General features: G+C 73.0%; 20 protein-coding genes and 1 riboswitch. Of the genes, 4 read left to right on the top strand and 16 right to left on the bottom strand.

Annotation, left to right across the window (positions count from 1 at the left end):
* Window positions 1-11: 11 nt before the first annotated feature.
* The gene (locus tag ACQEV2_RS09350; protein WP_433038519.1) at window positions 12-1103 is read left to right on the top strand and encodes an amidohydrolase family protein; all 1092 of its coding nucleotides are present in this window, start codon (window positions 12-14) and stop codon (window positions 1101-1103) included.
* A gap of 155 nt (window positions 1104-1258) precedes the next feature.
* Here the strand turns inward: ACQEV2_RS09350 and cobC are convergent, their stop codons facing one another.
* The 16 genes from cobC to ACQEV2_RS09270 form a co-directional block, all read right to left on the bottom strand.
* Window positions 1259-2320 carry an Rv2231c family pyridoxal phosphate-dependent protein CobC gene (gene cobC / locus ACQEV2_RS09345; protein WP_433038517.1) on the bottom strand — a complete coding sequence of 354 codons (1062 nt, stop codon included), beginning with the start codon at window positions 2318-2320 and terminating at the stop codon, window positions 1259-1261.
* Window positions 2310-3245 (bottom strand): sirohydrochlorin chelatase, encoded by a 936-nt coding sequence (locus tag ACQEV2_RS09340; protein WP_433038515.1) that lies wholly within the window; start codon window positions 3243-3245, stop codon window positions 2310-2312. Before ACQEV2_RS09340 ends, cobC begins: the two co-directional genes overlap by 11 nt.
* Window positions 3242-3832, bottom strand: a complete 591-nt coding sequence (locus ACQEV2_RS09335) for a precorrin-8X methylmutase (RefSeq protein WP_433038513.1) — start codon at window positions 3830-3832, stop codon at window positions 3242-3244. The genes ACQEV2_RS09340 and ACQEV2_RS09335 overlap by 4 nt, the downstream gene beginning before the upstream one ends.
* Window positions 3829-5529: a precorrin-3B C(17)-methyltransferase gene (gene cobJ, locus ACQEV2_RS09330; RefSeq protein WP_433038510.1), complete on the bottom strand. Its 1701-nt coding sequence runs from the start codon at window positions 5527-5529 to the stop codon at window positions 3829-3831. Before cobJ ends, ACQEV2_RS09335 begins: the two co-directional genes overlap by 4 nt.
* Window positions 5526-6779 (bottom strand): precorrin-6y C5,15-methyltransferase (decarboxylating) subunit CbiE, encoded by a 1254-nt coding sequence (cbiE, locus tag ACQEV2_RS09325; RefSeq protein WP_433038508.1) that lies wholly within the window; start codon window positions 6777-6779, stop codon window positions 5526-5528. Before cbiE ends, cobJ begins: the two co-directional genes overlap by 4 nt.
* A complete protein-coding gene (cobM, locus tag ACQEV2_RS09320; protein ID WP_433038506.1) occupies window positions 6776-7594 on the bottom strand; it encodes a precorrin-4 C(11)-methyltransferase in 819 nt (272 codons plus the stop codon). The genes cbiE and cobM overlap by 4 nt, the downstream gene beginning before the upstream one ends.
* A gap of 95 nt (window positions 7595-7689) precedes the next feature.
* Window positions 7690-8436, bottom strand: a complete 747-nt coding sequence (cobI, locus tag ACQEV2_RS09315; protein WP_433038504.1) for a precorrin-2 C(20)-methyltransferase — start codon at window positions 8434-8436, stop codon at window positions 7690-7692.
* Complete coding sequence (locus ACQEV2_RS09310) at window positions 8421-9884, bottom strand: cobyrinate a,c-diamide synthase (protein ID WP_433038502.1); 1464 nt, start codon at window positions 9882-9884, stop codon at window positions 8421-8423. Before ACQEV2_RS09310 ends, cobI begins: the two co-directional genes overlap by 16 nt.
* Window positions 9878-10477: a cob(I)yrinic acid a,c-diamide adenosyltransferase gene (gene cobO, locus ACQEV2_RS09305; RefSeq protein ID WP_433038500.1), complete on the bottom strand. Its 600-nt coding sequence runs from the start codon at window positions 10475-10477 to the stop codon at window positions 9878-9880. The genes ACQEV2_RS09310 and cobO overlap by 7 nt, the downstream gene beginning before the upstream one ends.
* A complete protein-coding gene (locus tag ACQEV2_RS09300; protein WP_433038498.1) occupies window positions 10477-12474 on the bottom strand; it encodes a putative cobaltochelatase in 1998 nt (665 codons plus the stop codon). The genes cobO and ACQEV2_RS09300 overlap by 1 nt, the downstream gene beginning before the upstream one ends.
* Window positions 12471-16127 (bottom strand): cobaltochelatase subunit CobN, encoded by a 3657-nt coding sequence (gene cobN / locus ACQEV2_RS09295; RefSeq protein ID WP_433038496.1) that lies wholly within the window; start codon window positions 16125-16127, stop codon window positions 12471-12473. The genes ACQEV2_RS09300 and cobN overlap by 4 nt, the downstream gene beginning before the upstream one ends.
* A complete protein-coding gene (locus tag ACQEV2_RS09290; RefSeq protein ID WP_433038494.1) occupies window positions 16124-17635 on the bottom strand; it encodes a cobyric acid synthase in 1512 nt (503 codons plus the stop codon). Before ACQEV2_RS09290 ends, cobN begins: the two co-directional genes overlap by 4 nt.
* Window positions 17632-18591, bottom strand: a complete 960-nt coding sequence (locus ACQEV2_RS09285) for a cobalamin biosynthesis protein (RefSeq protein ID WP_433038492.1) — start codon at window positions 18589-18591, stop codon at window positions 17632-17634. The genes ACQEV2_RS09290 and ACQEV2_RS09285 overlap by 4 nt, the downstream gene beginning before the upstream one ends.
* 102 nt (window positions 18592-18693) lie before the next feature.
* Window positions 18694-18833, bottom strand: a riboswitch (cobalamin riboswitch).
* Between the two features lie 143 nt (window positions 18834-18976).
* Window positions 18977-19198, bottom strand: coding sequence for a hypothetical protein (locus tag ACQEV2_RS09280; protein WP_062142391.1), 222 nt, complete (start codon window positions 19196-19198; stop codon window positions 18977-18979).
* 34 nt (window positions 19199-19232) lie between these two features.
* The gene (locus ACQEV2_RS09275; RefSeq protein ID WP_433038490.1) at window positions 19233-20468 is read right to left on the bottom strand and encodes an anion permease; all 1236 of its coding nucleotides are present in this window, start codon (window positions 20466-20468) and stop codon (window positions 19233-19235) included.
* A 163-nt stretch (window positions 20469-20631) separates the two neighbouring features.
* Window positions 20632-21393 carry a lysozyme gene (locus ACQEV2_RS09270; RefSeq protein ID WP_433038488.1) on the bottom strand — a complete coding sequence of 254 codons (762 nt, stop codon included), beginning with the start codon at window positions 21391-21393 and terminating at the stop codon, window positions 20632-20634.
* 230 nt (window positions 21394-21623) lie between these two features.
* On the opposite strand from ACQEV2_RS09270, the gene ACQEV2_RS09265 reads away from it, so the two are divergent.
* The 3 genes from ACQEV2_RS09265 to ACQEV2_RS09255 all read left to right on the top strand — a co-directional run bounded on the left by ACQEV2_RS09265 (window position 21624) and on the right by ACQEV2_RS09255 (window position 25647).
* Window positions 21624-22376: a class II aldolase/adducin family protein gene (locus ACQEV2_RS09265; protein WP_433054300.1), complete on the top strand. Its 753-nt coding sequence runs from the start codon at window positions 21624-21626 to the stop codon at window positions 22374-22376.
* Between the two features lie 446 nt (window positions 22377-22822).
* Window positions 22823-23944: an alpha/beta hydrolase gene (locus ACQEV2_RS09260; RefSeq protein ID WP_433038486.1), complete on the top strand. Its 1122-nt coding sequence runs from the start codon at window positions 22823-22825 to the stop codon at window positions 23942-23944.
* A gap of 293 nt (window positions 23945-24237) precedes the next feature.
* Entirely contained in the window at window positions 24238-25647 is a 1410-nt protein-coding gene (locus ACQEV2_RS09255; RefSeq protein ID WP_433038484.1) for a hypothetical protein, read from the top strand.
* Window positions 25648-25653: the final 6 nt, after the last annotated feature.

The raw sequence follows: 25653 nt of genomic DNA, 5'->3' as shown, positions 1-25653 counted from the left end.
GGGTGCAGTACATGAGCGAACGCGCGGTGCTGCACGTGAAGGGCCGGGTCCTGGCCGGCCCCGACGACGTCCGGGACGAGCTGTGGGTCGTCGACGGCCGGATCTCCTACGACCGCCCCGCCGGCGCCCGTGACGTCCGTACCGTCGAGGGCTGGGCCCTGCCCGGCCTCGTCGACGCGCACTGCCATGTGGGCCTCGGCGCGCACGGCCCGGTCGACGACGACATCGCGGAGAAGCAGGCGCTGACCGACCGTGACGCGGGCGCCCTGCTGATCCGCGACGCCGGTTCGCCCTCCGACACCCGCTGGGTCGACGACCGCGAGGACCTGCCGAAGATCATCAGGGCCGGCCGGCACATCGCCCGCACCCGCCGCTACATCCGCGGCTACGCGCACGAGATCGAACCGGACGACCTCGTCGCCTATGTCGCCCAGGAGGCCCGGCGCGGCGACGGCTGGGTCAAGCTGGTCGGCGACTGGATCGACCGCGACCTCGGGGACCTCGCGCCCAGCTGGCCGCGCGAGGCGGTCGAGGCGGCCATCGCCGAGGCCCACCGCCTGGGCGCCCGGGTCACCGCGCACTGTTTCTCCGAGGACTCGCTCCAGGACCTGGTCGAATCGGGCATCGACTGCATCGAACACGCCACGGGCCTGACGCAGGACCTGATCCCGCTGTTCGCCGAGCGCGGGGTGGCGATCGTCCCCACCCTCGTGAACATCGCGACCTTCCCGAAGTTGGCCGACGGCGGCGAGTCCAAGTTCCCCCGCTGGTCGGCCCACATGCGCCGCCTCCACGAGCGCCGCTACGACACCGTCCGCTCCGCCTACGACGCCGGTATCCCCGTCTACGTCGGCACCGACGCGGGCGGCCACCTGCCGCACGGCCTGGTGGCGGCCGAGGTGGCGGAACTGGTCACCGCCGGCATCCCACCGGTCGAGGCCCTCGCGGCGACCACCTGGGCGGCCCGGGCGTGGCTGGGCCGACCCGGCCTGGAGGAGGGGGCTGCGGCGGACCTGGTGGTGTACGAGACGGATCCACGGGCCGACGTACGGGTGCTGGCGGCACCGCGGCGGGTCGTCCTGAACGGCAGCGTGGTCGGGTAGCCGACGGAGCATTGCCGGCGGAACACCCACCGGACCGCCCCGCATCCCCGGATCACGGACCACAGACCACAGACACGATCCGTGCAGCCTTGAACGGTGTCCGACGGCGGAGGTGCCCACGCGGTGGATCCGCGTACCGCCGCCATCCCCGCGTCTCAGCGACGTACCAGGTCCATCGCCCGGCCCAGCGCCCGCAGGAAGGCGCCGACCGTCCCCCGGTCCCGCACCGCCAGCCGCAGCCACTCCTCGTCCAGCCCGGGAAAGGTGTCCCCGCGCCGGACCGCGAACCCGAGGTCGCGCAGGTGCCGTCGCACGGCCGCCGCCTCCGGCAGTCGTACGAGGACGAAGGGACCCTCGGCGGGCTCGGCGACCCGGAGCCCGGCCGAGGCGAACTCGCCGAGGCCCGCGACGAGATGGGCCCGCTCGGCGGCGATGCGGTGGGCCGCGTGGGCCGCCTCCGCCAGGGCCCGCGGGGACACGCAGGCCTCCGCGGCGGCGAGCGCGGGCGTGGAGACCGGCCACAGGGGCTGGGCGCGCTCCAGGTCGGCGATGGTCTCCGGGGCGGCCAGGACGTAGCCGATCCGCAGCCCGGCCAGACCCCAGGTCTTGGTCAGGCTGCGGAGCACGACGAGACCCGGCACGTCCGTCCGGCCGGCCAGCGCCTCCCGTTCGCCCGGCACCGCGTCCATGAACGCCTCGTCCACCACCAAGGTCCTCCCGGGGCGGGCGAGTTCGGCGATGGACGCGGCCGGGTGCAGCACCGACGTCGGGTTGGTCGGGTTGCCGATCACCACCAGGTCGGCGTCCTCGGGGACGGCCGCCGGGTCGAGGCGGAAGCCGTCCGCCTCCCGCAGCAGCACCCGGTCGACCGTGTGGCCCGCGTCGCGCAGTGCCGCCTCCGGCTCCGTGAACTGCGGGTGCACGACGACCGGCCGGCGCACCTTCAGCGCCCGCGCCAGCAGGACGAACGCCTCCGCCGCCCCCGCCGTCAGCAGCACCCGCTCCACCGGCAGCCCGTGCCGCGCCGCCACCGCCGCCCGCGCGGCCCGCCCGTCCGGGTAGGCCGCGAGGGAGCCCAGCGACTCGGCGATCCGCTCCCGCAGCCAGGCCGGGGGCGTGTCCGCGCGGACGTTCACCGCGAGGTCGGTGAGCTTCGCCCCGTCGTCACGGACCTCGGCGTCCCCGTGGTGCCGCAGGTCGTGTGCCTCAGTGGGCATGGGAGTGGGTGCCATGGTGGTGTCCGTGGTGGTGATGACCGTGGTGGTGGCCGTCGTCGTCCGGGTGGAAGTGCGGCTGCTGCGGCATGCCGACCTTGTCCTCGAAGCCGGGCAGCGCGATGCGGTACACGCACGAGTCGCAGTTCATCCGCAGGTCGCCCTTCAGGGCCTCCTCGTACCGCTCCATCACCAGGTCGAGCAGCTCCGGCTCCGGACCGATGACGTCCGCCGAGCGCACGTCGACCTCCGGGTGGGCGGCCGCCCAGCCCTCGGTCTGCTGGCGGACCCGGTCCGGGAGGATGCCGGTGAAGAGGAAGTAGGGGAGGACGACGATCCGCCGTGCTCCGAGCTTCACACACCGGTCCAGGCCGCTCGGCACGTCCGGTGCCGCCAGCGACACGAACGCCGTCTCCACGCCCGCGTATCCGCGCCCTTCCCACAGCAGCCGCGCCGCCTTGTGGACCTCGGCGTTGGCGTCGGGGTCCGTGGAACCACGCCCGACCAGCAGCACGGTCACGTCGGCCCGGTCCCCCGGCGTGCGCCCCTCCGTGCCGAGCGCCTCGTCGAGGCGGCGCTCCAGGACGGACAGCAGCGACGGGTGCGGGCCCAGCGGGCGGCCGTAGGTGTACGAGATCCCGGGGTGCCGCTCCTTCTCGCGGGCCAGCGCGGCCGGGATGTCGCCCTTGGCGTGCCCGGCGGACACCAGCATCAGCGGTACGGCGGCGAACCGCCGTACGCCTCGCTCCACCAGCTCGGTGACGGCCTCGCCCAGCGGCGGCGGGGACAGCTCGATGAAGCCGCCCGCGACGGGCAGCTCGGGGTGGCGGCGCCCCAGCTCCCGTACGAAGTCGCGGAACGCCTCGGCCCCGGCGTCGTCCCGGGTGCCATGACCGGCGATGAGCAGGGCGGGCGGCGGGGTGGTCACAGTTTCTCCTCGGGATGGGAAGTGGGGTGGTACAGCAGGGCGTTGAGGGCTGCCGAGGCGACCGCCGAACCGCCCTTCTCGGACACGTTGCTCACGGCGGGCAGCCCGCTCTCGCGCAGGGCGGCCTTGGACTCGACCGCTCCGACGAAGCCGACGGGCAGACCGATGACGAGGGCCGGGTCGGCGTCCAGCGTCAGCAGCTCCTCCAGCGCGGTCGGCGCGTTGCCGATCACCCAGAGGGCGCCCGGCCCGACCTGCTCGTAGGCGAGCCGGATGCCATGGGCCGAACGGGTCAGCCCCGGCCCGGCCACGGCGTCCCTGAGCCGGCAGACGGTCTCGCGCCGGGTGATCCCGGCTCCGACCATCTCCACGTCCACGACGACGGGCGCCCCGGCGTGCAGGGCGGCGTGCGCCTTCGCCAACTCGCCCTCGTCCATGACGAGGTCGGTGGCGTAGTCGAGGTCGGCGGCGGAGTGGATGACCCGCTCCACCACGGCCCGGGTCAGCGGCGGGAAGTGCGAGGTGTCCAGGCGGGCACGCAGCCGCCGGTAGGACTCCTCCTCGATGGGATGGATCACGCGGTTCACTCGGCGCCCTCCTGCGGTGCCTGCCAGCGGTAGCCGCGCGGTGTCACCATGCGTCCCGCGATGTCCCGGGTCGCCGTGTTGCCCACGGTCACGACCGTCATCATGTCGACGGTCGCCGGGTCCAGGGCGCCCAGTGTCGTGAGCCGACTGGACTCGTCCGGCCGTGACGCGTTCCGTACGACACCGACCGGCGTCGTCGGCTCGCGGTGCTCGGAGAGGATCGCGAGGGCCTTGGGCAGCTGCCAGTCCCGGCCCCGGCTGCGCGGGTTGTAGAAGGTCACGACGATGTCCGCCTCGGCGGCGGCCCGCACCCGGCGCTCGATGACCTCCCACGGCGTATGGAGGTCGGAGAGGCTGATGGACACGTGGTCGTGGCCGAGCGGGGCGCCCAGGATCGCGGCGGCGGCGAGGGCCGCGGTCACGCCGGGGACGCCGATCACGTCGATGTCGTCGGACGCCTCGGCGAGCGCGGGGGAGGCCATGGCGTACACGCCCGCGTCCCCGCTGCCGATCAGCGCGACGGCCTGACCCTTGCGGGCCTCCGCCACCGCCGTACGAGCGCGCTCCTCCTCGGCGCCGAGCCCCGACTCCAGGATCCGGGTACCGGGCCGCAGCAGATCGCGGATCTGGTCGACGTACTGGTCGAGGCCGACGAGGACGGAGGCCCGCTCCAGCTCGGCCTTCGCCCGCGGGGTGAGCAGGTCTCGGGCACCCGGCCCGAGCCCGACCACCGCGAGCCGCCCGCGCCCCGGACGCCGTACGACGGCGCAGGTGGCCATCGCCGGCTGCCCGTCGGCGCGCTCCGACTTCCGCTTGGGCACGAGGAGTTCACCGCCGCTCACCAGGGCGGCGGCCTCGGCGACGGAGGGGGTGCCGACGGCGGCGAGGGGCGCGTCGGAGGGGTTGGGGACCGCTACGGCCGCCAGCTCATCCGCGGAGTGGGTGACGAGGGGGACGCCGAGGCGGGCGGCGGCCTCGACGACGCCGGGCTCGTCGGCCTTGGCGTCGACGGTGGCGAGTTCGGCGAGGGACTTGGGGGAGAGGCCCGCCTCGCCGAGCGCGCTCTCGATCAGCCCGAGGATCTCCTCGACAGGGGCGCCCTTGGAGGCACCGACACCCACGACGAGGGACGGCGGACGCAGCACGACCTCGCGCTCCGCGGGCTCGACCACCCGGTCCGTCAGCCGGATCGCGTACGACCCCTCGGCGCCGGCCCGGAGCGGCGGCAGCGGCCAGGCCATCTCGGCCTTCAGCGCCACCGGTTCGCCGTCCAGCATGGCCCGCGAGACGCCGGCGACATCGCCCTCCACCGGGAAGCCGAGCGTGTCCAGACCGGGCACGCCCACGGCATCCGTCGCCGTGGTCACGACGGGCTCGGCGCCCAGCAACTCCCCGACCTCCCGGGCGAGTTCATTGGCCCCGCCGCCATGCCCGCCGACCAGCGACACGGCGAACCGTCCGCCCTCGTCGACGCACACCACACCCGGGTCGCTCGCCTTGTCCGCCAGCAGCGGGGCGACCAGCCGTACGACCGCCCCCGTGGCCAGGAAGCACACCAGCTGCTCGCACTCGGCGAACGCCCGGCGCACGGCGTCCTTGAGGGGGCCGTCGTACACGCGCGTGCGGTCCGGCCACGCCGCGGCCAGCCGGTCCCGCGCCGCCGCCCCCGCCGCGGTGGCGGAAATGAGGCCGATCACTGGGCAACTCCTTCAGTACAGGCTTGAGGCCGCACGCCCCACAGCAGGAAAACGGGATTGGTCGCCGCGAGCCGGGTCACGTCCCCCGGCAGCGGCGCGAGCCGGGACGACTGCAACAGCACCCCGTCACAGGAGAACCCGGCTTCCGTCAGGGCCTCGCGCGCGGCCGGCACCCGGTCGAGGGCGGCCATGGCGACGACCACCGTGCGCCGGGCGCGCCGCGCGCAGGCGGTGACGACGGCGGGCAGTTCGCGTCCGCCGCCGCCGACGAACACGGCGTCGGGGTCGTCGGCGAGGTCCGTCAGCGCGTCCGGCGCCGGGCCGTGCACCACCTGCACGTCCACGCCGTGCGCGGCGGCGTTGGCGCGGATCCGCTCCACCCCGTCCGCCGCCTTCTCTACGGCCACCGCGGCCGCCCCGAGCCGGGCGCACTCCACGGCCACCGAGCCGGAGCCCGCGCCGACGTCCCACACCAGGTCGCCGAGCCGCGGCCCCAGCCGGGCCAGTGCCAGCGCCCGTACCTCGAACTTGGTGATCATCGAGTCGCGGTGCGCGAAGCCGGCCTCGTCCAGGGCCCATCCGGCGGGCCGTACGTCCGGCCCTGCGAGCGTTCGTACCGGACCGAGCACCCGCGTCTCGTCCAGGCAGAGCACGACACTCACCGCCGTACCCCAGTCACGGGCCGCCGCCTCGACCGGGGTCAACCGCTCCACGCGCTCCCGCTCCGGATCGCCGAGCGCGGAGGCCACGACCAGCACCCGCCCGGTGTCCCGCAGGGCCGCCCCCAGTTCGGCCGGCCCGGCACCCGGCCCGGTCAGCACGGCGACCTTGGGGTGCGCCCGGCAGACGTTGACGGCCGTCCGGGGCTCCCGCCCGTGCGCGCTGACGACGACCGCGTCGTCCCAGGTCAGCCCGAGCCGCGCGAAGGCGGTGGCGACGGACGACACCCCCGGCCGCACATCCAGCCGCTCCGGCCCGAACCGCTCGGCGAGCGCCCGCACGATCCCGAAGAACCCGGGGTCGCCGGAGGCCAGCACCATCACCGGCCGATCCTTCGCAACGTACTCCTCGACCGTGTCGAGGGCGGGCGCGAGCGCCCCGAGCACGACCCGCTCCACCCCGTCGGGCAGCCGTACGGCCTCCAGATGCCGCCGCCCGCCGACGACCAGCTCGGCAGCGGCGAGGACATCCTCGGGAGGTGGCGCTCCCGTCCCCGTACCGACGACCGTGATCGGCCGGCCGGGGATCACGAACTCGCCCCTCGCTCGCGCAGCGCCCGGCGGGCCTGAGGGTCGGCCTTGCGGTACCCGTGGAAGTGACCGGGGTGGTACAGGTGCGAACGTGTGCCGTGCGCGTCGAGGGCCGGGCCGACCAGGAACAGGGTGTGCTTCCAGAGCTTGTGCTCCTTGACGGTCTCCTCCAGCGTGCCGATGGTGCACCGCACGATCAGCTCCTCCGGCCAGGTCGCCTGGTAGGCGACGACGACCGGCGTGGACGTCGGATATCCGCCCTCCAGCAACTCCAGCACGAGCTGCCCGCTACGGGCCGCGGACAGGAAGATCGCCATGGTGGTGCCGTGCTTGGCGAACTCCCGGACCTCCTCCCCGGGCGGCATCGGCGTCTTGCCACCGCCGAGCCGGGTGAGGACGACGGACTGGGCGACCTCGGGAATGGTCAGCTCGCGCTGCGCGAGCGCGGCGACCGCGGAGAAGGCGGACACCCCGGGCACGACCTCGGTCTCGATGCCGATCCCGGCACACCGGTCGAGCTGTTCCTGCGTACCGCCCCAGAGAGCGGGGTCACCGGAATGAATACGGGCGACCTTGAGTCCCTCGTCCCGGGCCCGCTCGTACACGGCGACGACGTCCTCCAGGGACATGGTCGCCGAGTCGAGGATCTCGGCGTCCTCGCGCGCATGCTGCAGGACCTCCGCCTGGACCAGGCTGGCCGCCCAGATCACGACGTCGGCCTCGGCGATGGCACGCGCGGCACGGAACGTCAGCAGATCGGCGGCGCCGGGGCCGGCACCGACGAAGGTCACCTTGCCGGTGGGGGCATCGGCCATGGGGAATCGGTCCTCTCCTACAGGGGGGCGGGGTCAGGGGGTTCAGGGGCCAGGGGGATGGGCGTCCGGGCGTTACTCAGGACCTCGTACAGGCGTCAGAGCTTGCCGCCCCGCCCGCCGTCGCGGCGCGCGGGGGCGATGAGCGTCGACAGATAGGGAAGGGGCGTGCCGTCGAGCTCGGCGGCCGGCCGGATCGACTCCTCCTCCAGCCCGAGCGCCGACCCCCACACCGCGTCCTTGAGCCGCCCGGTCTCCCGCAGCGCCTCGGCGACCTCCTGCGCCTGCCGGCCGAACTTGTAGGCGACGACGGTCCCGGGCCCGGCGAGAGCCTCCTTGAGCACGGTCGCCCCCGCGGTGACGGGCACGAGCGTGAGCGGCTCGGTCCCCTCGGTCAGCACGGCACCCGACCGTGCGGCGAGGTCCTGCATGGCGGTGATGCCGGGGACGGTCTCGACGACAGTGTCCGGCACCAATTCGCCGATGGTCTGCGCGAGATAGGTGAAGGTGGAGTACACATTGGGATCACCGATGGTCGCGAAGGCCACGGCGGCATGCCCGCGCAGCAGCTCGGCCACGCGCTCGCCCGCCGCGTCCCAGGCGGCCTCGCGCCGCCCCCGGTCGGTCCGCTCATTGAGGGCGAACACGACGCGTACGACCTTCTCCTCGGGCACGTAGTGCAGCACGGTGGCCTCGGCGCGCCCACGCTCACCCGTGTCCATCACGGGCACGACGACGACATCGGCGGCGCGCAGAGCGTTGACGCCCTTGACGGTCACCAGCTCCGGATCCCCGGGTCCGACCCCGACTCCGATCAACCTGCTGCTGCTCATGACGTCCGGCACCTCTCCACGAACCGACGGGCGACACCGGGCTGTGCGGCCCAGTGCGTGTGCAGATAACTCGCGTGCACGCCCTGCTGTACGAAACCTTCGACCCGCCGCCGCGGGCTGCGCATCCCCCAGGCCGGAGCGTCCCCCGAGCCCGGCTCGACGACCGTCCGATGAAACTCGTGCCCCCGCATCCGCGTCCCGGCCGCCGCGAGGGAACTGTCGCCGACGGCGACGGCGTCCCGATACCCGAGGGTGAGCCGCTCGCTCATCCGGGCGGTGGCATCGAGCACACCGCACATCGGCTGCCCGTCGAGCTCACGGCAGAGGTAGAGCAGCCCGGCGCACTCGGCGGCCACGGGAGCGCCACTCTCCGCGAGGGCGGCGACAGACTTGCGCAGAGGCTCATTGGCGGACAGCTCGGCGGCGTACACCTCGGGAAACCCGCCACCGATGACCAAGCCGCGTGTGCCGTCGGGGAGTTGTGCGTCCCGCAGCGGGTCGAAGGGGACGACTTCGGCACCGGCGGCGGTGAGCAGCTCGGCGTGCTCGGCGTAGGAGAAGGTGAAGGCAGGACCACCGGCGACGGCAACTCTCACACGCCGGTCGGCATTCTCAGCCCGCCCGGCGTTTGAGGACGAGGCCCCTTCAGGGCCGAAGCGGGGGTCTGGGGGCGCAGCCCCCAGGGTCGGGACGGGAAGGGGCGGCGGGGGCGAGGAAGCCACGACCTCAGCCGCATCCCAAGCCGCACAAGACAACGCACCCGCACTCCGCGCCAGCCCCAGCAACGCCTCCAGATCGCACCCGTCGGAGACCTGCGCGGCCATCGCCGCAACCGCATCCAACGCGGCAGCCCGCCGCTCGGCGACCGGCACCAAACCCAGGTGCCGCGACGGCGTATCGACCTGAGCCACTCGCCGCAACACCCCCAGCACAGGCACCCCGGCCGAGTCCAACGCCTCCCGCAGCAACTCCTCATGCCGATCCGACGCGACCTTGTTCAGAATCACGCCCCCGACCCGCACCTCCGGATCCCAGGACGCGAACCCGTGCACCAGCGCCGCAACAGACCGCGACTGCGACGACGCGTCGACGACCAGCACGACCGGCGCCCGCAGCACCTTCGCGACATGCGCGGTGGACGCCAGTTCACCCTCCCCCGCGGCCCCGTCGTACAGCCCCATGACCCCCTCGACGACGGCGATGTCACACCCCCGCGCCCCATGCAGGAACAACGGCCCGATCAACTCCGGCCCGCACAGGTACGCGTCGAGATTCCGCCCCACCCGCCCGGTGGCGAGCGAGTGATACCCGGGATCGATGTAGTCCGGCCCCACCTTGTGCGGAGACACGGCAAGCCCCCGCGCGGCGAACGCGGCCATCAACCCCGTGGCAACGGTGGTCTTGCCGCTGCCCGAGGAGGGCGCGGCAATGACCAGCCGAGGGACGGAAGAAGTCACCACTCGATGCCCCTCTGGCCCTTCTGGCCCACGTCCATCGGATGCTTCACCTTGGACATGTCGGTCACGAGGTCGGCGAAGTCGACGAGCTTCTCGGGCGCGTTTCGCCCGGTGATCACCACATGCTGGGTCCCCGGCCGGTTCCGCAGCACGTCGATCACCTCATTGGTGTCGACCCACCCCCAGTGCATCGGGTACGCGAACTCGTCGAGCACGTACAGCTTGTACGTCTCGGCGGCCAGGTCCCGCTTGACCTGCTCCCAGCCCTCCCGGGCCTTCTCCTCGTTGTCCATCTGCTGGTCGCGCTGCACCCAGGACCAGCCCTCACCCATCTTGTGCCAGTCGACGGGCCCGCCCTCCCCGGACGCCCCCAGCACCCGCAGCGCGTTCTCCTCGCCGACCTTCCACTTGGCCGACTTGACGAACTGGAACACCCCGATGGGCCACCCCTGGTTCCAGGCCCGCAGCGCAAGCCCGAACGCGGCGGTCGACTTGCCCTTGCCGATGCCCGTGTGCACCACGACCAGCGGCCGATTACGCCGCTGCCGGGTCGTCAGCCCGTCGTCCGGCACCACACTCGGCTGTCCCTGAGGCATTACGCGGCCCTCCTCTGTACGTCCTTCACCAGTCCGGCGATGGAGTCCGCCCGCAGCTCGTCGAGCGTCACCGCCGTACCGCCGAGCTCACCCGCGAGCTGCCCGGCGAGCCCCAGCCGCACCGGCCCCGACTCGCAGTCGACGACCACCGACGCGACCCCCTCGGCCGCGAACAGCCGCGCAGCCCGCCCCGCAAGAGCGACGGGCTCGGGCCCACCGGTGGCCCGCCCATCCGTCACCACGACCACCAGCGCCCGCCGCGCCGGATCCCGCAGCCGCTCCACCCGCAGCACGTCATGCGCCTTCAGCAACCCGGCGGCCAACGGCGTCCGCCCACCGGTCGGCAGCGACTCCAGCCGGGCCGCCGCCGCGTCCACCGAAGAGGTCGGCGGCAGCGCGACATCCGCGGCCGAGCCCCGGAACGTCACCAGCCCCACCTTGTCCCGCCGCTGATACGCATCCAGCAGCAGCGACAGCACAGCCCCCTTCACCGCACTCATCCGCTGCCGAGCCGCCATCGACCCCGAGGCGTCCACGACGAACAGCACGAGATTCCCCTCGCGCCCCTCCCGCGTCGCCTGCCGCAGATCGTCCCGGCGCACCACCAGCCCAGGCCCGGACCGCCCCCGCGCCCGCTGATGCGGCGCCGCGGCCTGCACGGTCGCCGCCAGATGCAGCTTCGTCAGCGCACCCTGGGGACGCCGGGCCCCGGTGGTGCGCCCGTGCTCGGTCCGGGCGCGCGAACGCCGACCGGCGGCACCCTCGCCGATGCCCGGCACGCTCAGCACCTTCGCACGGAAGGGCTCGGCGGCCCGCACGGCCTGCTGCTCACCCGACCCGGCCCCCGAAGGCTGCGGCTCGCCGCCCTCCCCGGCCTCGGGACGCGCGGCGGTGTCACCACCCTGCGGCCCGCCGTCGGACTCGGAAGGCGGCTGCCCGCCCCCACCCCCACCGGGCCCGTCCGGATCGGGGTCCTCGTCGCCCTCCCCGGAGAACTCCTCCAGCGTCTCGTCGAGCTTGTCCTCGTCGAGCCCCGGCGCATCGAAGGGATTACGCCGCCTGCGGTGCGGCAACGCGAGCAGCGCGGCCTGCCGCACATCCTCCGCGAGGACATCCGTCCGTCCGGCCCACGCGGCCAGCGCGGTGGCCGTCCGCGCCATCACGATGTCGGCCCGCATGCCGTCCACCTCGAAGGCGGCACAGGTCGCCGCGATCTGCCGCAGCGCCCCGTCACCCAGCCGCACCGACGGCAACAACTGCCGTGCCGCGATGATCCGTTGACGTACGGCAGCCTCCTCGTCGGCCCAGCGCGCGGCGAAGCCGGCCGGGTCGTCGTCGTAGGCGAGCCGCCGCCGGACGACCTCCACCCGCTGCTCCGGCTCCCGCGAGGCGGCCACCTCGACGGTCAGCCCGAACCGGTCGAGCAGCTGCGGCCGCAGCTCGCCCTCCTCGGGGTTCATGGTGCCGACGAGCAGAAATCGCGCCGCATGCCGGACCGAGACGCCCTCGCGCTCCACATACGACGCGCCCATCGCGGCCGCGTCGAGCAGCAGGTCGACCAGGTGGTCGTGGAGGAGGTTGACCTCGTCGACGTAGAGAATCCCGCGGTGGGCGTCGGCGAGCAGGCCGGGCTCGAAGGCCTTCACGCCCTCCGCCAGCGCCCGCTCGATGTCCAGGGCGCCCACCAGCCGGTCCTCGGAGGCACCGACGGGCAGCTCGACCATACGGGCGGGGCGTTCGACGCCGCCTCCGCTCTCGTGCGGCCCGTCCGGGCAGGACGGGTCCGGTGCGGCGGGGTCACAGGAGAAACGGCATCCGGGGACGACCGCGACCTGCGGCAGCAGCGCCGAAAGGGCGCGCACGGCCGTCGACTTCGCGGTGCCCTTCTCGCCGCGCACCAGCACACCGCCGACCGCCGGCGACACGGCGTTCAGCAGCAGCGCGAGCCGCAGGTCGTCCTGGCCGACAACGGCCGTAAAGGGGAAGGGGGTGGTCACTTGTCGTCGCCCTCCAAGTCGCCTTCCAGCTCCAGGTAGGTGGCGCGCAGCCGCTCCAGCGTGTCGGCGTCCGGCTCGGCCCACAGCCCGCGGTCGGCGGCCTCCAGGAGCCGCTCGGTGATGCCGCGCAGCGCCCACGGGTTGGACTTCTTCATGAAGTCCCGGTTCTCCGGGTCGAAGACGTACTCGGCGCTGAGCTTCTCGTACATCCAGTCGTCGACCACGCCCGCCGTGGCGTCGTAGCCGAACAGGTAGTCCACGGTCGCCGCCATCTCGAAGGCGCCCTTGTAGCCGTGCCGCCGCATGGCCGCCATCCAGCGCGGGTTGACCACGCGGGCGCGGAACACCCGGTGGGTCTCCTCGCCCAGCGTGCGCGTCTTCACCTGGTCGGGGGTGGCGCTGTCACCCACATACGCCTCGGGGTTGGCGCCCGTCAGGTGCCGCACCATGGCGACCATGCCGCCGTGGTACTGGAAGTAGTCGTCGGCGTCGACGAGGTCGTGCTCACGCGTGTCGACGTTCTTCGCGGCGACCGCGATCCGCTTGAACGCCGTCTCCATGTCCCCGCGCGCCGCCCGCCCTTCGAGCCCGCGCCCGTAGGCGTAGCCGCCCCAGACGGCGTACACCTCGGCCAGGTCGGCATCGCTTCGCCAGTTGCGGGCGTCGATCAGCGGCAGCAGACCGGCACCGTACGCGCCCGGCTTGGAGCCGAAGATACGGGCCGTGGCGCGGCGCCGGTCGCCGTGCTCGGCGGTGTCCTCGTCGGCGTGCGCCTTCACGAAGTTCCGGTCGGCGGGCTCGTCCAGCTCGGCGACCTTGCGGACGGCGTCGTCGATCAGGCCGACCACGTGCGGGAAGGCGTCCCGGAAGAAACCGGAGATGCGGACCGTGACGTCGATGCGCGGCCGTCCGAGCTCCTCCAGGCCGATGACCTCGAAGCCGGTCACCCGGCGCGAGGCGTCGTCCCACACCGGGCGGCAGCCGAGCAGCGCGAGGATCTCGGCGATGTCGTCGCCCTGGGTGCGCATCGCGGACGTGCCCCAGACCGTCAGGCCGACGGACTTCGGGTACTCGCCGGTGTCCTGGAGATACCGCTGCACCAGGGAGCCCGCGAGGGATTGCCCGACCTCCCAGCTCAGCCTGGACGGAATGGCCTTGGGGTCGACGGAGTAGAAGTTCCGGCCGGTCGGCAGGACGTTCACCAGGCCTCGGGTCGGTGAACCCGACGGTCCCGCCGGGACGTAGCCGCCGTCCAGCGCCCGCAGGATGTGCCCGATCTCGTCGGTGGTCCTGGCCAGGCGCGGCACGACCTCGTTGCAGGCGAACTCCAGCACGGCCACCGCGTCCGGGAGCTCGATGCCGAGGACGTCACGGACGAGGGCGGGCACCTGGGACGTCGCCCAGCCGCTCGCTTCCATGCCCTCCGCGATCCGCCGGCAGAGCTGCTCCAGCAGGTCGATGGCGTCGGCGGCCGTACGGGACGGGCCGTCGACGAGATCCGTCAGCTCGACCGGCACCTTCACCGGGGCACCCGGCTCCGCGAGCAGCTCCTTCTCGACCAGCCCGAAGTGGGCCGCGAGGCAGGCCCTGAGCCCCGGCAGCGCGTTCGCCTGTCCGCCCCACACCTGCGAGGCGCGCAGCACGGCGAGGACGAGGTTCACGCGCGGCTCGCCGACCGGGCCGCCGCCGAGGATGTGCAGGCCGTCGCGGATCTGCACGTCCTTGATCTCGCACAGATAGCCGTCGATGTGCATGACGAACTCGTCGAACTCTTCGTCGTCCGGCTGCTCGTCGACATGCAGGTCGTGGTGCAGCTCGGCCGCCTTGACCAGCGTCCAGATCTGGGCCCTGACCGCCGGCGCCTTCGTCGGGTCCAGGTCGGAGACCAGCGCGTACTCGTCGAGCAGCTGCTCCAGCTTGGCCAGGTCGCCGTAGGTGTCGGCGCGGGCCATCGGCGGCACCAGGTGGTCGACGACGGTGGCGTGGCCGCGGCGCTTGGCCTGAGTGCCCTCGCCGGGGTCGTTGACGATGAACGGGTAGATCAGCGGCAGGTCGCCGAGCACGGCGTCCGGAGCGCAGCCCCCGCTGAGCCCCAGTCCCTTGCCCGGCAGCCACTCCATGGTGCCGTGCTTGCCCATGTGGACGACGGCGTCCGCGCCGAACGAGTTCTCCAGCCACCTGTAGGCCGCCATGTAGTGGTGCGACGGCGGCATGTCCGGGTCGTGGTAGATCGCGATCGGGTTCTCACCGAAGCCGCGCGGCGGCTGGATCATGACGACGACGTTCCCGAACTGGAGCGACGCGAGGACGATGTCGTCCCCGTCGACGTACAGGGAGCCCGGCGGCTCGCCCCACGCCTCGGTCATCGCGTCCTTGAGCTCCGGGTCGAGCTTGTCGAACCAGGCCTGGTAGTCGGCCAGCGGCACGCGCGCGGGTGCCGAGGCCAGCTGCTCCTCGGTCAGCCACTCCACGTCGTGCCCGCCGGCCTCGATGAGCCGGTGGATCAACTCGTCGCCGTTGTCCGGGTATTCGGTGAGCGAGTATCCGGCGTCCCGGAGCGCGTCCAGCACCCGCACCGCCGACGCGGGCGTGTCCAGGCCGACCGCGTTGCCGACCCGCGAGTGCTTGGTCGGGTAGGCGGTGAAGACGAGGGCGAGCCTCTTGTCCGCGTTCGGCTTGTGCTTCAGCCGTGCGTGCCGTACGGCGATACCGGCGACGCGCGCGGCACGCTCGGGGTCGGCCACGTACACGGGAACGTCGTCCGGGCCCTGCTCCTTGAAGGAGAAGGGGACGGTGATGAGGCGGCCGTCGAACTCGGGGATCGCGACCTGCATCGCCGCGTCCATGGGGGAGAGGGCGGCGTCGGACTCGTCCCAGGCGGCTCGGGACGAGGTGAGGCAAAGGCCTTGCAGCACGGGGACATTGAGCTCGGCGAGGGCGCCGATGTCCCAGGCCTCCTCGTCGCCGCCCGCCGACGCCTGCGAGGCGTGCGTGCCGCCCGCCGCGAGGACGGTGGCGACGAGGGCGTCGGCCTTGCCGAGGACCTCGTACAGTCCCGCGTCCGCCCCGCGCAGCGAACCGCAGTACACGGGAAGGGCGTTGGCGCCGTGCGCCTCGATGGCGTCGCACAGGGTGTCCACGAAGGCGGTGTTGCCGCTCAGCTCATGGGCCCGGTAGAAGAGCACCCCGACGGTCGGCCGGCCGCTCACGAGCGGACGCTCGCCGTGGACGCCGTACTCGGGCATCTTCTGCGGCTCGACGAACCCCTCGCCCGTCAGCAGCACGGTGTCCGAGAGGAACCGCGCGAGTTCGGTGAGGTTGGCGGGCCCGCCCTCGACGAGGTACTTCAGCGCCTCGGCCACGACACCGGCCGGGACGGACGACTCGGCCATCAACTCGGCGTCGGGGACGGCCTCGCCGCCCAGCAGCACGGTCGGGACACCGGACGCCTTCAGCTTGGCGAGCCCGTCCTCCCAGGCCCGCTTGCCGCCCAGCAGCCGTACGACGGCGATGTCCGCGCCGTCGAGCAGCGCGGGCAGCTCGCCGTCGACGTCCACGCGCGTCGGGTTGCCGATCCGGTAGTCGGCACCGGAGGCGGCCCGGGCCGCCAGCAGATCCGTGTCGGCGGTCGACAACAACAACACAGTGCTCATGCGGGCGCTCCCGGTGGAATGAAAGGCAGTCCTTGCGGCGCGCCCGACTCGATGAGCCGCCAGAGCGCGTCGGTGTCCGCGTGCTGTTCGATCAGATCGCCGAGCCGGTCGAGCTGCTCCTCGCGCAGCGCGGCGAACGAGGTGTCGGCGGCCGGCACGAAGCGGCGGCCCGCGGCGGCCGCCACCTCCCGCAGAAAGGCCCGCCGGAAACCGTCCGACTCCAGCGAGCCGTGCCAGTGCGTGCCCCAGGTCTGGCCGACCCGGCAGCCGTCCAAGAAGGGCTCGCCGCCCGACATCTCGGCGACCCCGTGATGGATCTCGTACCCCTCGACCCGCTCGCCGAGAGCTTCCCCGGTCGGCCGGGTCAAGGTCTTCTCGCGGGCGAACCGCACCCGGAGGGGCAGGACCCCGAGGCCGTCGACATGTCCGCGCCGGCTCTCGACGTCGTCCTCGATGTGCTCGCCGAGCACCTGGAAGCCACCGCAGATACCGAGGACGGGCCGCTGCTCGGCGGCCCGGCGCACGAGGGCCTCGGCGAGCCCCCGCTCCCGCAGCCACTCCAGGGCGCGGACGGTTCCGCGGGTGCCGGGGATCACCACCAGGTCCGCGTCGGCGAGTTCCTCCGGCCGGTCCACGAACCGCACGACGACACCCGGCTCGGCGGCCAGGGCGTCGACGTCGGTGAAGTTGGACATCAGGGGGATCGCACAGACGGCGACCCGGAGTACGTCCTCCCCGACGGGCGGGGCGGTGTTCGACTCCCGGACCGTCCCCCGCAGCGAGACCCGCAGCCCGTCCTCCTCGTCGATACCGAGCCCGTGCCGGAAGGGCAGGACACCGTACGTCCGCCGCCCGGTGAGCCCGTGCAGCATGTCCAGCCCCGGCTCCAGAAGGCTGACATCCCCCCGGAACTTGTTGACGAGGAACCCGGCGACGAGCGCCTGGTCCTCGAGACTCAGGAGCGCGACGGTCCCGAAGAACGAGGCGAAGACGCCACCGCGGTCGATGTCACCGACGACCAGCACAGGCAACCCGGCATTCCGGGCGATCCCCATGTTCACGATGTCGGTGCGCCTGAGGTTGATCTCGGCGGGACTCCCCGCCCCCTCACAGATCACCGCGTCATACGTGCCCCGCAACTCGGCGAGACAGTCCAGCACGGTCCCCAGCAGCGCCTGCTGCCGCCCGCCGTGGTACCCGCGTGCGCTCAGCTCACCCACCGGCTTGCCGAGCAGCACGACTTGGCTGCTCTGCTCGCCACCGGGCTTGAGCAGCACGGGATTCATCAGCGCGGTCGGCTCGACGCGACAGGCCTGTGCCTGCATGGCCTGCGCCCGCCCGATCTCGGCGCCCTCGCGCGTGACGAACGAATTGAGGGACATGTTCTGCGCCTTGAAGGGCGCGACCTTGACGCCCTGCCGCACCAGCCACCGGCAGATCCCGGCGGTGACGACGCTCTTCCCGGCGTCGGAGGTGGTACCGGCGACGAGAAGCCCACCACCCGTCATGACGTACGTCCTCTCTTGGTGCGGCCTCGTTTCAGGAGCCGCGCGCCGGCGCACACGCCCAGCGCGAGCCAGCTCACGCGCTGCGAGAGCCGTACGGCACGCTCGATGTCCGTGACCCGAACGGGCCGCCCGGCGCCGCCGTTGAGCACGGGCCGGTGCTCGACCCGCCCGCCGTACGACAGCGTCCCGCCCAGCCGCACCCCGAGGGCCCCGGCGAACGAGGCCTCGACGGGCCCGGCGTTGGGGCTCGGGTGCTTCGCGGCATCGGCACGCCAGGCCCGTACGGCCGCCCGCGGGTCACCGCCCGCGACGGCGGCCAGCACGGCGGTCAGCCGCGCGCCCGGCCAGCCCGCCATGTCGTCGAGCCGGGCCGAGGCCCACCCGTAGCGCCGATAACGAGGCGACTTGTGCCCGACCATGGCGTCGAGGGTGTTCACGGCCCGGAACCCGACAAGGCCCGGCACACCGCCGACGGCCCCCCACACCAGTGCCCCCACCACCGCGTCGGAGGTGTTCTCGGCGACGGACTCGACGACGGCCCGGGCGATCCCGTCCGCATCCAGCGCCTGCGGATCCCGCCCGCACAGATGCGGCAGCCGCTCCCGGGCCCCCTCGACGTCCCCCGCCTCAAGGGCACGCCCGATGACCCGCGCCTCACGCGCGAGCGAGGTCCCGCCGACAACGACCCAGGTGGCGGCGGCAGTCAGCGCGACGGAGGCGGTACGGGACCGGCGTACGACGTGCTGCGCCGCGGCGCCGAGCGCCACCGCACTGCCCGCACACACGGCGGTGTGCAGCACGCCCCATCCGCGGTGATCCCGCCACAACACCTGCTCCACGGCCCCGGCGGCCCGCCCGAACGCGGCGACCGGATGCCCCCGGCGCGGGTCGCCGAGCAGCAGATCACCGAGAAGTCCGGCGGCGGCGCCGTACGCGAAGACGCGATCGGCACGCATCGGGGTCAGCCGACCGTCGGCTCAGACGAGGGTCCGACACTGCATCTCGATCGGCAGGCGAGCATCGCGTTATGTCCTCACTCAGGGTGTCCACGCCCTGGTTCGACGAGACCGGCGGTGAGAGTTCCTGGCTCCCGGGGCTATCTACCCCGGTGACAGTGGCGGGACCGCGCCGGATTCACACCGGCTTCCTCTCCTGCCGCCGTACATGGCTCCGGCAGTCCACCACGGGGCCCGAAGGGGCGTCAACTTGCTGTTGACCTGCGAAGGGAGAGTGTGCGAAGGCCCACACAGGCGTGAGGTGCGGGACGGTGTTCCGTCCCGCACCTCGAGTGCTCCGGCGCGCTCCCGCGCGCTGTGTGTCAGGCCACGACGGCCGTGTGTGTCAGGCCACGATCAGATAAATCCCGTACCCCACGGCCGCCGCACACGCCGCGAAGCACGCGTATGCGCCGGTGACCGCGAGCGCGGCCGAGCCGCCCTGGGCCGAGGCCTTCTCCTGGCGGGACAGGCCCGCGATGCCGAGGGTGAACAGGCCCACGAGGGCCACGGTGACCACGAGGCTGACGCCGAAGACGGAGCCGAGAGCCGCCCAGTCGATCTTCATACTGCTGTTTCCTTCGTTACCGGGTGGGCGGGGCTCAGACCGTGGTGGCCGACGAGGTCGCCGGTTCGGTCGCCGGGGCCGGGATCGTGGCCGTGAGGTCCTCGGTCACCGTGCCCGCCGGCGGCGGCGTCACGGCGGCCATGGCCGTGGTCACCACGCCGGCCGGCTCGTCGGTCTCGTTGACGTTCGTGTGGTCGACGACCTCACGGCGGGAGATCTTCCAGATCGCGGCGCTGGAGGTGACGAGGAAGATCGCGACGAGGGCCGTGCCCCAGGCACCGAAGCCCGTCACGTACTCGGCGAGCGCGCCGACCAGGGCGGCGGCCGGGAGCGTGAGGCCCCAGGCGACGAACATGCGGGTGGCCGTCGACCAGCGGACCACGCCGCCCTTGCGGCCGAGGCCCGCGCCCATCACCGAGCCGGAGACGGAGTGCGTGGTGGAGAGGGAGAAGCCGAGGTGGGAGGAGGCCAGGATGACCGTCGCGGCGCTGGTCTGGGCGGCGAAGCCCTGCTGCGGCTGGAGGTCGGTCAGGCCCTTGCCCATGGTGCGGATGATGCGCCAGCCGCCGAGGTAGGTGCCGAGCGCGATGGCGACGCCCGCAGAGAGGATGACCCACATGGGCGGGTCGGAGTCGGGGGCGAGGGTGCCGCCGGCGACCAGGGCGAGGGTGATGATGCCCATCGTCTTCTGCGCGTCGTTCGTACCGTGGGCCAGCGAGACCAGGCCGGCGGAGGCTATCTGGCCGGCGCGGTAGCCCTTCGCCGAGGCCTGGCCGTCGGCCTTCTTGCCGAGGGAGTACGTCAGGCGGGTTGCCAGCATCGCGGCGATGCCCGCGACCAGCGGGGCCGCGATCGCCGGGATGAGGACCTTGGTGACCAGCACGTCACCGTGGACCGCGCCCACGCCCGCCGAGGCGATGGTGGCGCCGATCAGACCGCCCATGAGGGCGTGCGAGGAGCTGGAGGGCAGGCCCACCAGCCAGGTCAGCAGATTCCAGAGGATCGCGCCGACCAACGCGGCGAAGATGACCTCGGGCCGGATGCCGGTCTCGTCGACGAGACCCTTGGAGATCGTGTTGGCGACCTCCACGGAGAGGAAGGCGCCTACAAGGTTCAGCACGGCGGACATGGCCACCGCGACCTTGGGCTTGAGCGCACCGGTCGAGATGGTCGTGGCCATCGCGTTGGCGGTGTCGTGGAAACCGTTCGTGAAATCGAACGCGAGTGCGGTTACCACCACAATCGCGAGGATCAGCGAGAAGTTTTCCATTTACCCAGGCAATCGTTCGAGGTCATTGGCTGGACGAACGTAGGTAACCCGAGTGAACGGAAGGTGAACTGGGGCAGGCCGCACGGTGTCCGGCAGGGAGGGTTTCTCCTATGAGCGGAGGCTCCGGTTCCGTCGGGCAGCGCGCGGCCCAGGCGCCGCACGGTCAGTAGCCGCGGGCGAACTTCCTCAGCTGACTCATGGACCCGTTGAAGAGATTCTGGTCACCCGGCAGGCTCCCGCCGCCGTTGTCGTACTGCCAGAAGGTCCAGAACTGCCATCCGGCCGGCAGCGTGCCCGCGCTCGATGAGTTGTAGCGGGCTGCCCACAGCGCGTGATTCGAGGCGAAGGCGCGGCTGGCGCCGGTGCAGGTGTTCCACCAGTGCGTGGTGGTGTAGATCACCGGGCGGCGACCGGTGAGCCGCTTCACCTCGTTGCTGAAGGACTGGATCCAGTTGACCATCTTGGCCTTGCTCAGCCCGTAGCACTTGTGCTTGCTGTACGGGTTGTACTCGATGTCGAGCGCGGGCGGCAGCGTCCAGCCGTCCGGCGTCCAGCCGCCGCCGTTGCGCACGAAGTGCTGCGCCTGCGTCCTGCCCGACGACTTGTTCGGCAGCGCGAAGTGGTACGCGCCGCGGACGAGGCCCGCGTTGCGGGAGCCGTTGTACTGCTGGCCGAAGTACGGGTTGCGGTAGGTGTGGGACTCGGTCGCCTTGACGTAGACGAACGTGGCGCCCTTCGCCTTCGCGCTCTGCCAGTTGACGTTCTTCTGGTGGGAAGAGACGTCGTGGCCCTTGGGCTTGCCTGCCGCCGCCGCCGGAATCTCGGCGAGTGCGGTTCCCCCGAAGGTGAGCGCCGCCACGGATGCCGCTATGAGGTGGGAGCGGTGGCGGGAGCGGTGATGGGACGGTTTGCGATCACGAGCCATATTTCCCCCGGAATGGCGACGTGCACGACAAATCCCCCAGAGATTACTGGAAGGCCACTGCATGCCGGTCGATCTCAGGCCAAGCACGGGAAGAGGGGGATGTATCCGGATATGCGTACTTCCGGACGCCGGTCTTCCGGCCTAAAGTGCCCCGGCTCATGGGCGACTTGAGGCCGTGTCGCGGTGGTGCCTGGCAGTATCGCCGCATGGCGGAGGACATGGTGGAGGACATGGCTGAGGAGCGGCGGGACCAGCGGGGTGTTCGGGGTGTGGGGGATGCGCGGGAGGGCGCACAGGAAGCGGGGGAGCCGTGGGGCAGGCGCGTGCGTCCCGAGGAGGCGGATGCCTGGGAGGCCCTTGTTGCGACGGCCCGCCGCACCGTCACCGACGGGCTGGTCGTCGGCACGTCCGGGAACGTCTCGGTGCGCGTCGGTGACACGGTGCTGGTCACGCCGTCGGGAGTGCCGTACGACCGCCTGACGCCGGAGGACGTGACGGGGGTCGGCCTCGACGGCCGGCAGGTGCTGGGCGTCCTGGTGCCGACGAGCGAGCTGCCGATGCACCTCGCCGTCTACCGCGCCACGGACGCCGGCGCCGTGGTCCACACCCACGCCGTCCATGCGACGGCGGTCTCGACCGTGGTCCCCGAGCTCCCGCTGATCCACTACATGGCCGCCGCCCTCGGCGGACCGGTCCGGGTTGCCCCGTATGCGACGTACGGCACCCGGGAGTTGGCCGAGAACATGCTCCAGGCCCTCACCGACCGCACCGCCTGCCTCCTCCAGAACCACGGCACGATCGCCTACGGCACGACCCTGGACCAGGCGTACGACCGCACGGCCCAGCTGGAGTGGATGTGCCGCCTGTGGCTGACGGCTTCGTCGGTACCAGGGCTCGCGCCGACGCTGCTGTCGGAGGGGCAGGTGGCGGAGGTGGGGGAGCGGTTGCGGGGGTATGGGCAGCGGGGTGCGTCCGGCGGTTGAGGCGGGTGCCGGCGGCGGTCTGTGCGGTTGAGGCGGGTGCCGGCGGCGGCCTGGTGCGGGTGGGGGTGCCGGCGGCGGCCTGCGGGTGGGGTGGGTTCTGGCGGCGGCCTGGTGAGGGTGGGGTGGGTTCTGGCGGCGGTCTGTACTGGTGGGGTGGGGTGCTGACGGCGGCCTGTGCGGGTGGGTGGGGTGCGCGGGGCGCCTGTGGGTGGGTTGCGGGTCGGGGCCGTGCCTCACTTTCGACGCCGGTCCGCATCATTCAGCCCGTCCGGCGTTTGAGGACGAGGCCCGTTCAGGGCCGAAGCGGGGTTCTGGGGGCCGCAGGCCCCCAGGGACGGGGTCGAGGGGCAGCGCCCCTGGAGGATGGGACGGGTAGGGGCGGCGGGGGCGAGACGCCCTGCGTCCTTCCACTGGCCGCTCCCCGCCCACGCCCGGACACTGGACCCGTGCGCACTGTCAAAGCGACGGCCGCTGCCGTCACCGTGGCTCTCGCCGCCGGCGCCGCGAGCGTCGCCGCCGGCCGCATCGCCAGTGGCGCCGCGCTGACGGCGCCCCCCGGCCGGCCCCTGCCCACCGAACCCCGGCTCACCGTGCACGCCACGGCCGCCGGCCAGATCGCGCTCACCCGCGACCTCGCCTCCCTGCGCCCCGGCACCTACGGCCTCGCCGGCGACGCCTCGCACGCGGTCGTCGGCCCCGTCCTCGCCACGGCGAACCACTCCGCCGACACCGTCGTACGCCGCCTGGAGCGCGTCACCCACGGCACCCTCCGGCCCGGCGACAGCGTCTGGCTCACCCCGAACGTGTACGTCGGCAACCCGAGCGCCGCCCTCGGCCTCGACCACGCCGACGTCGACATCCCCGGCGAACTCGGCGCCCTGCCCGCCTGGTTCGTCCCCGGCAGCCGGGACACCTGGGTCATCGCGGTGCACGGCCTCGGCACCACCCGCGAACACGCCATGAACGTCATGCGGTTCCTCAACGGCCGCCACTTCCCGGCCCTCGCCCTCGCCTACCGCGGCGACCTCGGCGCACCCCGCCCGCCGGACGGCCTGAACCACCTCGGCGAGACCGAGTGGCGCGACCTGGACGCCGCCATGCGCTACGCCGTGCGGTACGGAGCCAAGCAGTTCGTGCTGCTCGGCTGGTCCACCGGCGCGACGATGGCGCTACGTGCCGCCGCGCACTCCGGTCTGCGCGACCGTGTCTCCGGGCTCGTCCTGGACTCCCCGGTCCTCAGCTGGGAAACCACGCTGCGGGCCCTCGCCAGGGCCCGCCACACGCCGAGCGCGCTGCTGCCGCTCGCGGTCCGCGCGGCACAGGGCCGCACAGGCCTGGAGGCCGAACGCGGCAACGGAGCCCCCGACCGCCTCACGGTGCCGACCCTCATCTTCCACGGCCCCGACGACAGGGTGGCCCCCTGGACCCTCTCCCGCCGCCTGGCCGAGGCCCACCCCAACCTGGTGGCCCTCCACACGGTCCGGAACGCCCCCCACGCCGCCATGTGGAACGCCGACCCCGAGGCCTACGAGGAAGCCCTCCGCCGCTTCATGACACCCCTCATGTGACACCCGCTCCCGCCCGCACGCCGACCTCTCCCACGGCCCTCTCCGCACCTTCTCAGCGGCTCGTCCTCAGCGGCTCGTCACTGTCAGTCGCTCCGGACGCTCTCCTTACGCGCCGTTCCCCCGCCCTCGGCCCCCTCCCCTCCCGTACCGGTCCCACAGATTCCGTTTAACCCCGTACCACTGGCCTGTTATCGGTCCTTCGCCGCCCGCAGGACCCCGTGCGTTGGCCATCCCCGTAGCCCCTCGTGACATTCCGTTTGGGTTTTCGGACCGTCAACCGGAAGACTGCACCCGTGACGTCCCGTATCCCGCGCGACTCCAGGCTTCGACTCGTCCGCCCGCGACCCCTGGCCGCCGCCCCCCGAGCCGTGAACCAGCGGCGCCCCCGCCGCCCCGCACCGCGCCCCCCGGAGGGCACACCGGCGCAGGCCGAGCTGGCCAGAATGGCTCGCTCCGGTCTGGCCGCCGCGGCCCGCGTCGCCCACTGGGCCGACACCGCTCTGGGCCCCGGCCGTGACGGTGCCGGCTCCGACGGCAAGGGCACCCTCTCCGACGCGACCGCCGAACGCGCGGCCCAGGATCTCGGCCTGACCGTGGCTCAGGTCCGTGCCGACTGGGACACCGCCCGCCTCGCCGGCCTCGTCGAGGTGCACGGCGACAGCGCCCGCCCCGGCTGGCGGCTGCGCGCCTGGGACCGTGACGACAGCGCCGTCCTGCGCGGCTGGGTCGCCCTCTTCGACGCCTGGTCTCTCGCCCACCCGGAACCCGAGCAGCACGAGCACGCCGCCGCCGTGGCCGACGTCGTCTCGGCCATGCCCCAGGTGCTCTCCTTCCTGCAGCTGTCCGCCGGTCCGGTCCCCGTGGAGCAGCTCCTGGACCTGCTGGAGCAGCGGGTCACCGAACTGCGCACCGAGCGCTGCGAGATCCCCTATGGCCCGCGGCCCGAGCCGGTCGCCGACGCCGCACCGCCCGCGGACGACACGCCTCTCGCCCCCCTCCTCGACTGGGCCCTGCGCGCCCTCGCCTCCGTCGGCGCCCTCACCTACGGCGACGGACAGGCCACGCTCACCCCTCTCGGCAACTGGGCGGTCTGGGTCAAGCTGGAGCAGATCTGCGTCGCCGCCCAGAGCCCCGCCGGCAACATCGAGCAGGCGGCCGAGGACATGCTCCGCGGCTGCGCCCAGCTCCGGCCGAACGCCGCCCGCGACGAATACCGCGCCTGGCTCGCCGCCCGCCCCGTCGGCAGCGCCGTTACCGAACTCCTCGCCGCCGCGCGTGGTGAGGACGCCCTGCTGCGCGGCCTCGCCTTCGAGGCGCTGCGTGTCGTCGGCGCCCCCGCCGAGCCCGACGTCCGCGCCGTCGTCGACGAGCCGACGCTACGGCCGTACGCCCTGCTGTGGCTCGCCGAGCACGACGGCATCGACCCCGAGGACGCCCACGAGGTGCTCACCCGGGAAGAGGCCACCTGGCTGTGGGTCGACACCGCCGCCGCCGTCGCCGACCACGGCGAGGCCCCGATGCTCGTACGGCACCTGGAGTCCGCGCTCCAGCCGACCGTCCCCGCGCTCCTCGACGAAGTGCGCGCCGTCGGTCACCCCCGCACCGTGCAGGTCCTGGTCGCGCTCGCCGCCGCGCACCCCGACCCCGCCCTCGCCAAGGCCGTACGCCGCGCCGCCTTCCAGGTGCACACCGGGGGCAGCTGAGCCGGA

It is taken from the genome of Streptomyces sp. CA-251387, assembly GCF_050936625.1.
Lineage (GTDB): Bacteria > Actinomycetota > Actinomycetes > Streptomycetales > Streptomycetaceae > Streptomyces.
The sequence above is the reverse complement of the archived record's forward strand: the minus strand, read 5'-3'. Positions and strand labels throughout refer to the sequence as shown.

Excerpts from the sequence above, each read along its gene's own strand:
- ACQEV2_RS09275 (WP_433038490.1), bottom strand. The coding sequence starts at position 20,468 with ATGGAAAACTTCTCGCTGATCCTCGCGATTGTGGTGGTAACCGCACTC.
- ACQEV2_RS09350 (WP_433038519.1), top strand. The coding sequence starts at position 12 with ATGAGCGAACGCGCGGTGCTGCACGTGAAGGGCCGGGTCCTGGCCGGC.
- cobC (WP_433038517.1), bottom strand. The coding sequence starts at position 2,320 with ATGCCCACTGAGGCACACGACCTGCGGCACCACGGGGACGCCGAGGTC.
- cobO (WP_433038500.1), bottom strand. The coding sequence starts at position 10,477 with ATGCCTCAGGGACAGCCGAGTGTGGTGCCGGACGACGGGCTGACGACC.
- ACQEV2_RS09265 (WP_433054300.1), top strand. The coding sequence starts at position 21,624 with ATGGCTGAGGAGCGGCGGGACCAGCGGGGTGTTCGGGGTGTGGGGGAT.
- cobM (WP_433038506.1), bottom strand. The coding sequence starts at position 7,594 with ATGGCCGATGCCCCCACCGGCAAGGTGACCTTCGTCGGTGCCGGCCCC.
- ACQEV2_RS09285 (WP_433038492.1), bottom strand. The coding sequence starts at position 18,591 with ATGCGTGCCGATCGCGTCTTCGCGTACGGCGCCGCCGCCGGACTTCTC.
- ACQEV2_RS09270 (WP_433038488.1), bottom strand. The coding sequence starts at position 21,393 with ATGGCTCGTGATCGCAAACCGTCCCATCACCGCTCCCGCCACCGCTCC.
- ACQEV2_RS09290 (WP_433038494.1), bottom strand. The coding sequence starts at position 17,635 with ATGACGGGTGGTGGGCTTCTCGTCGCCGGTACCACCTCCGACGCCGGG.
- ACQEV2_RS09280 (WP_062142391.1), bottom strand. The coding sequence starts at position 19,198 with ATGAAGATCGACTGGGCGGCTCTCGGCTCCGTCTTCGGCGTCAGCCTC.
- cobN (WP_433038496.1), bottom strand. The coding sequence starts at position 16,127 with ATGAGCACTGTGTTGTTGTTGTCGACCGCCGACACGGATCTGCTGGCG.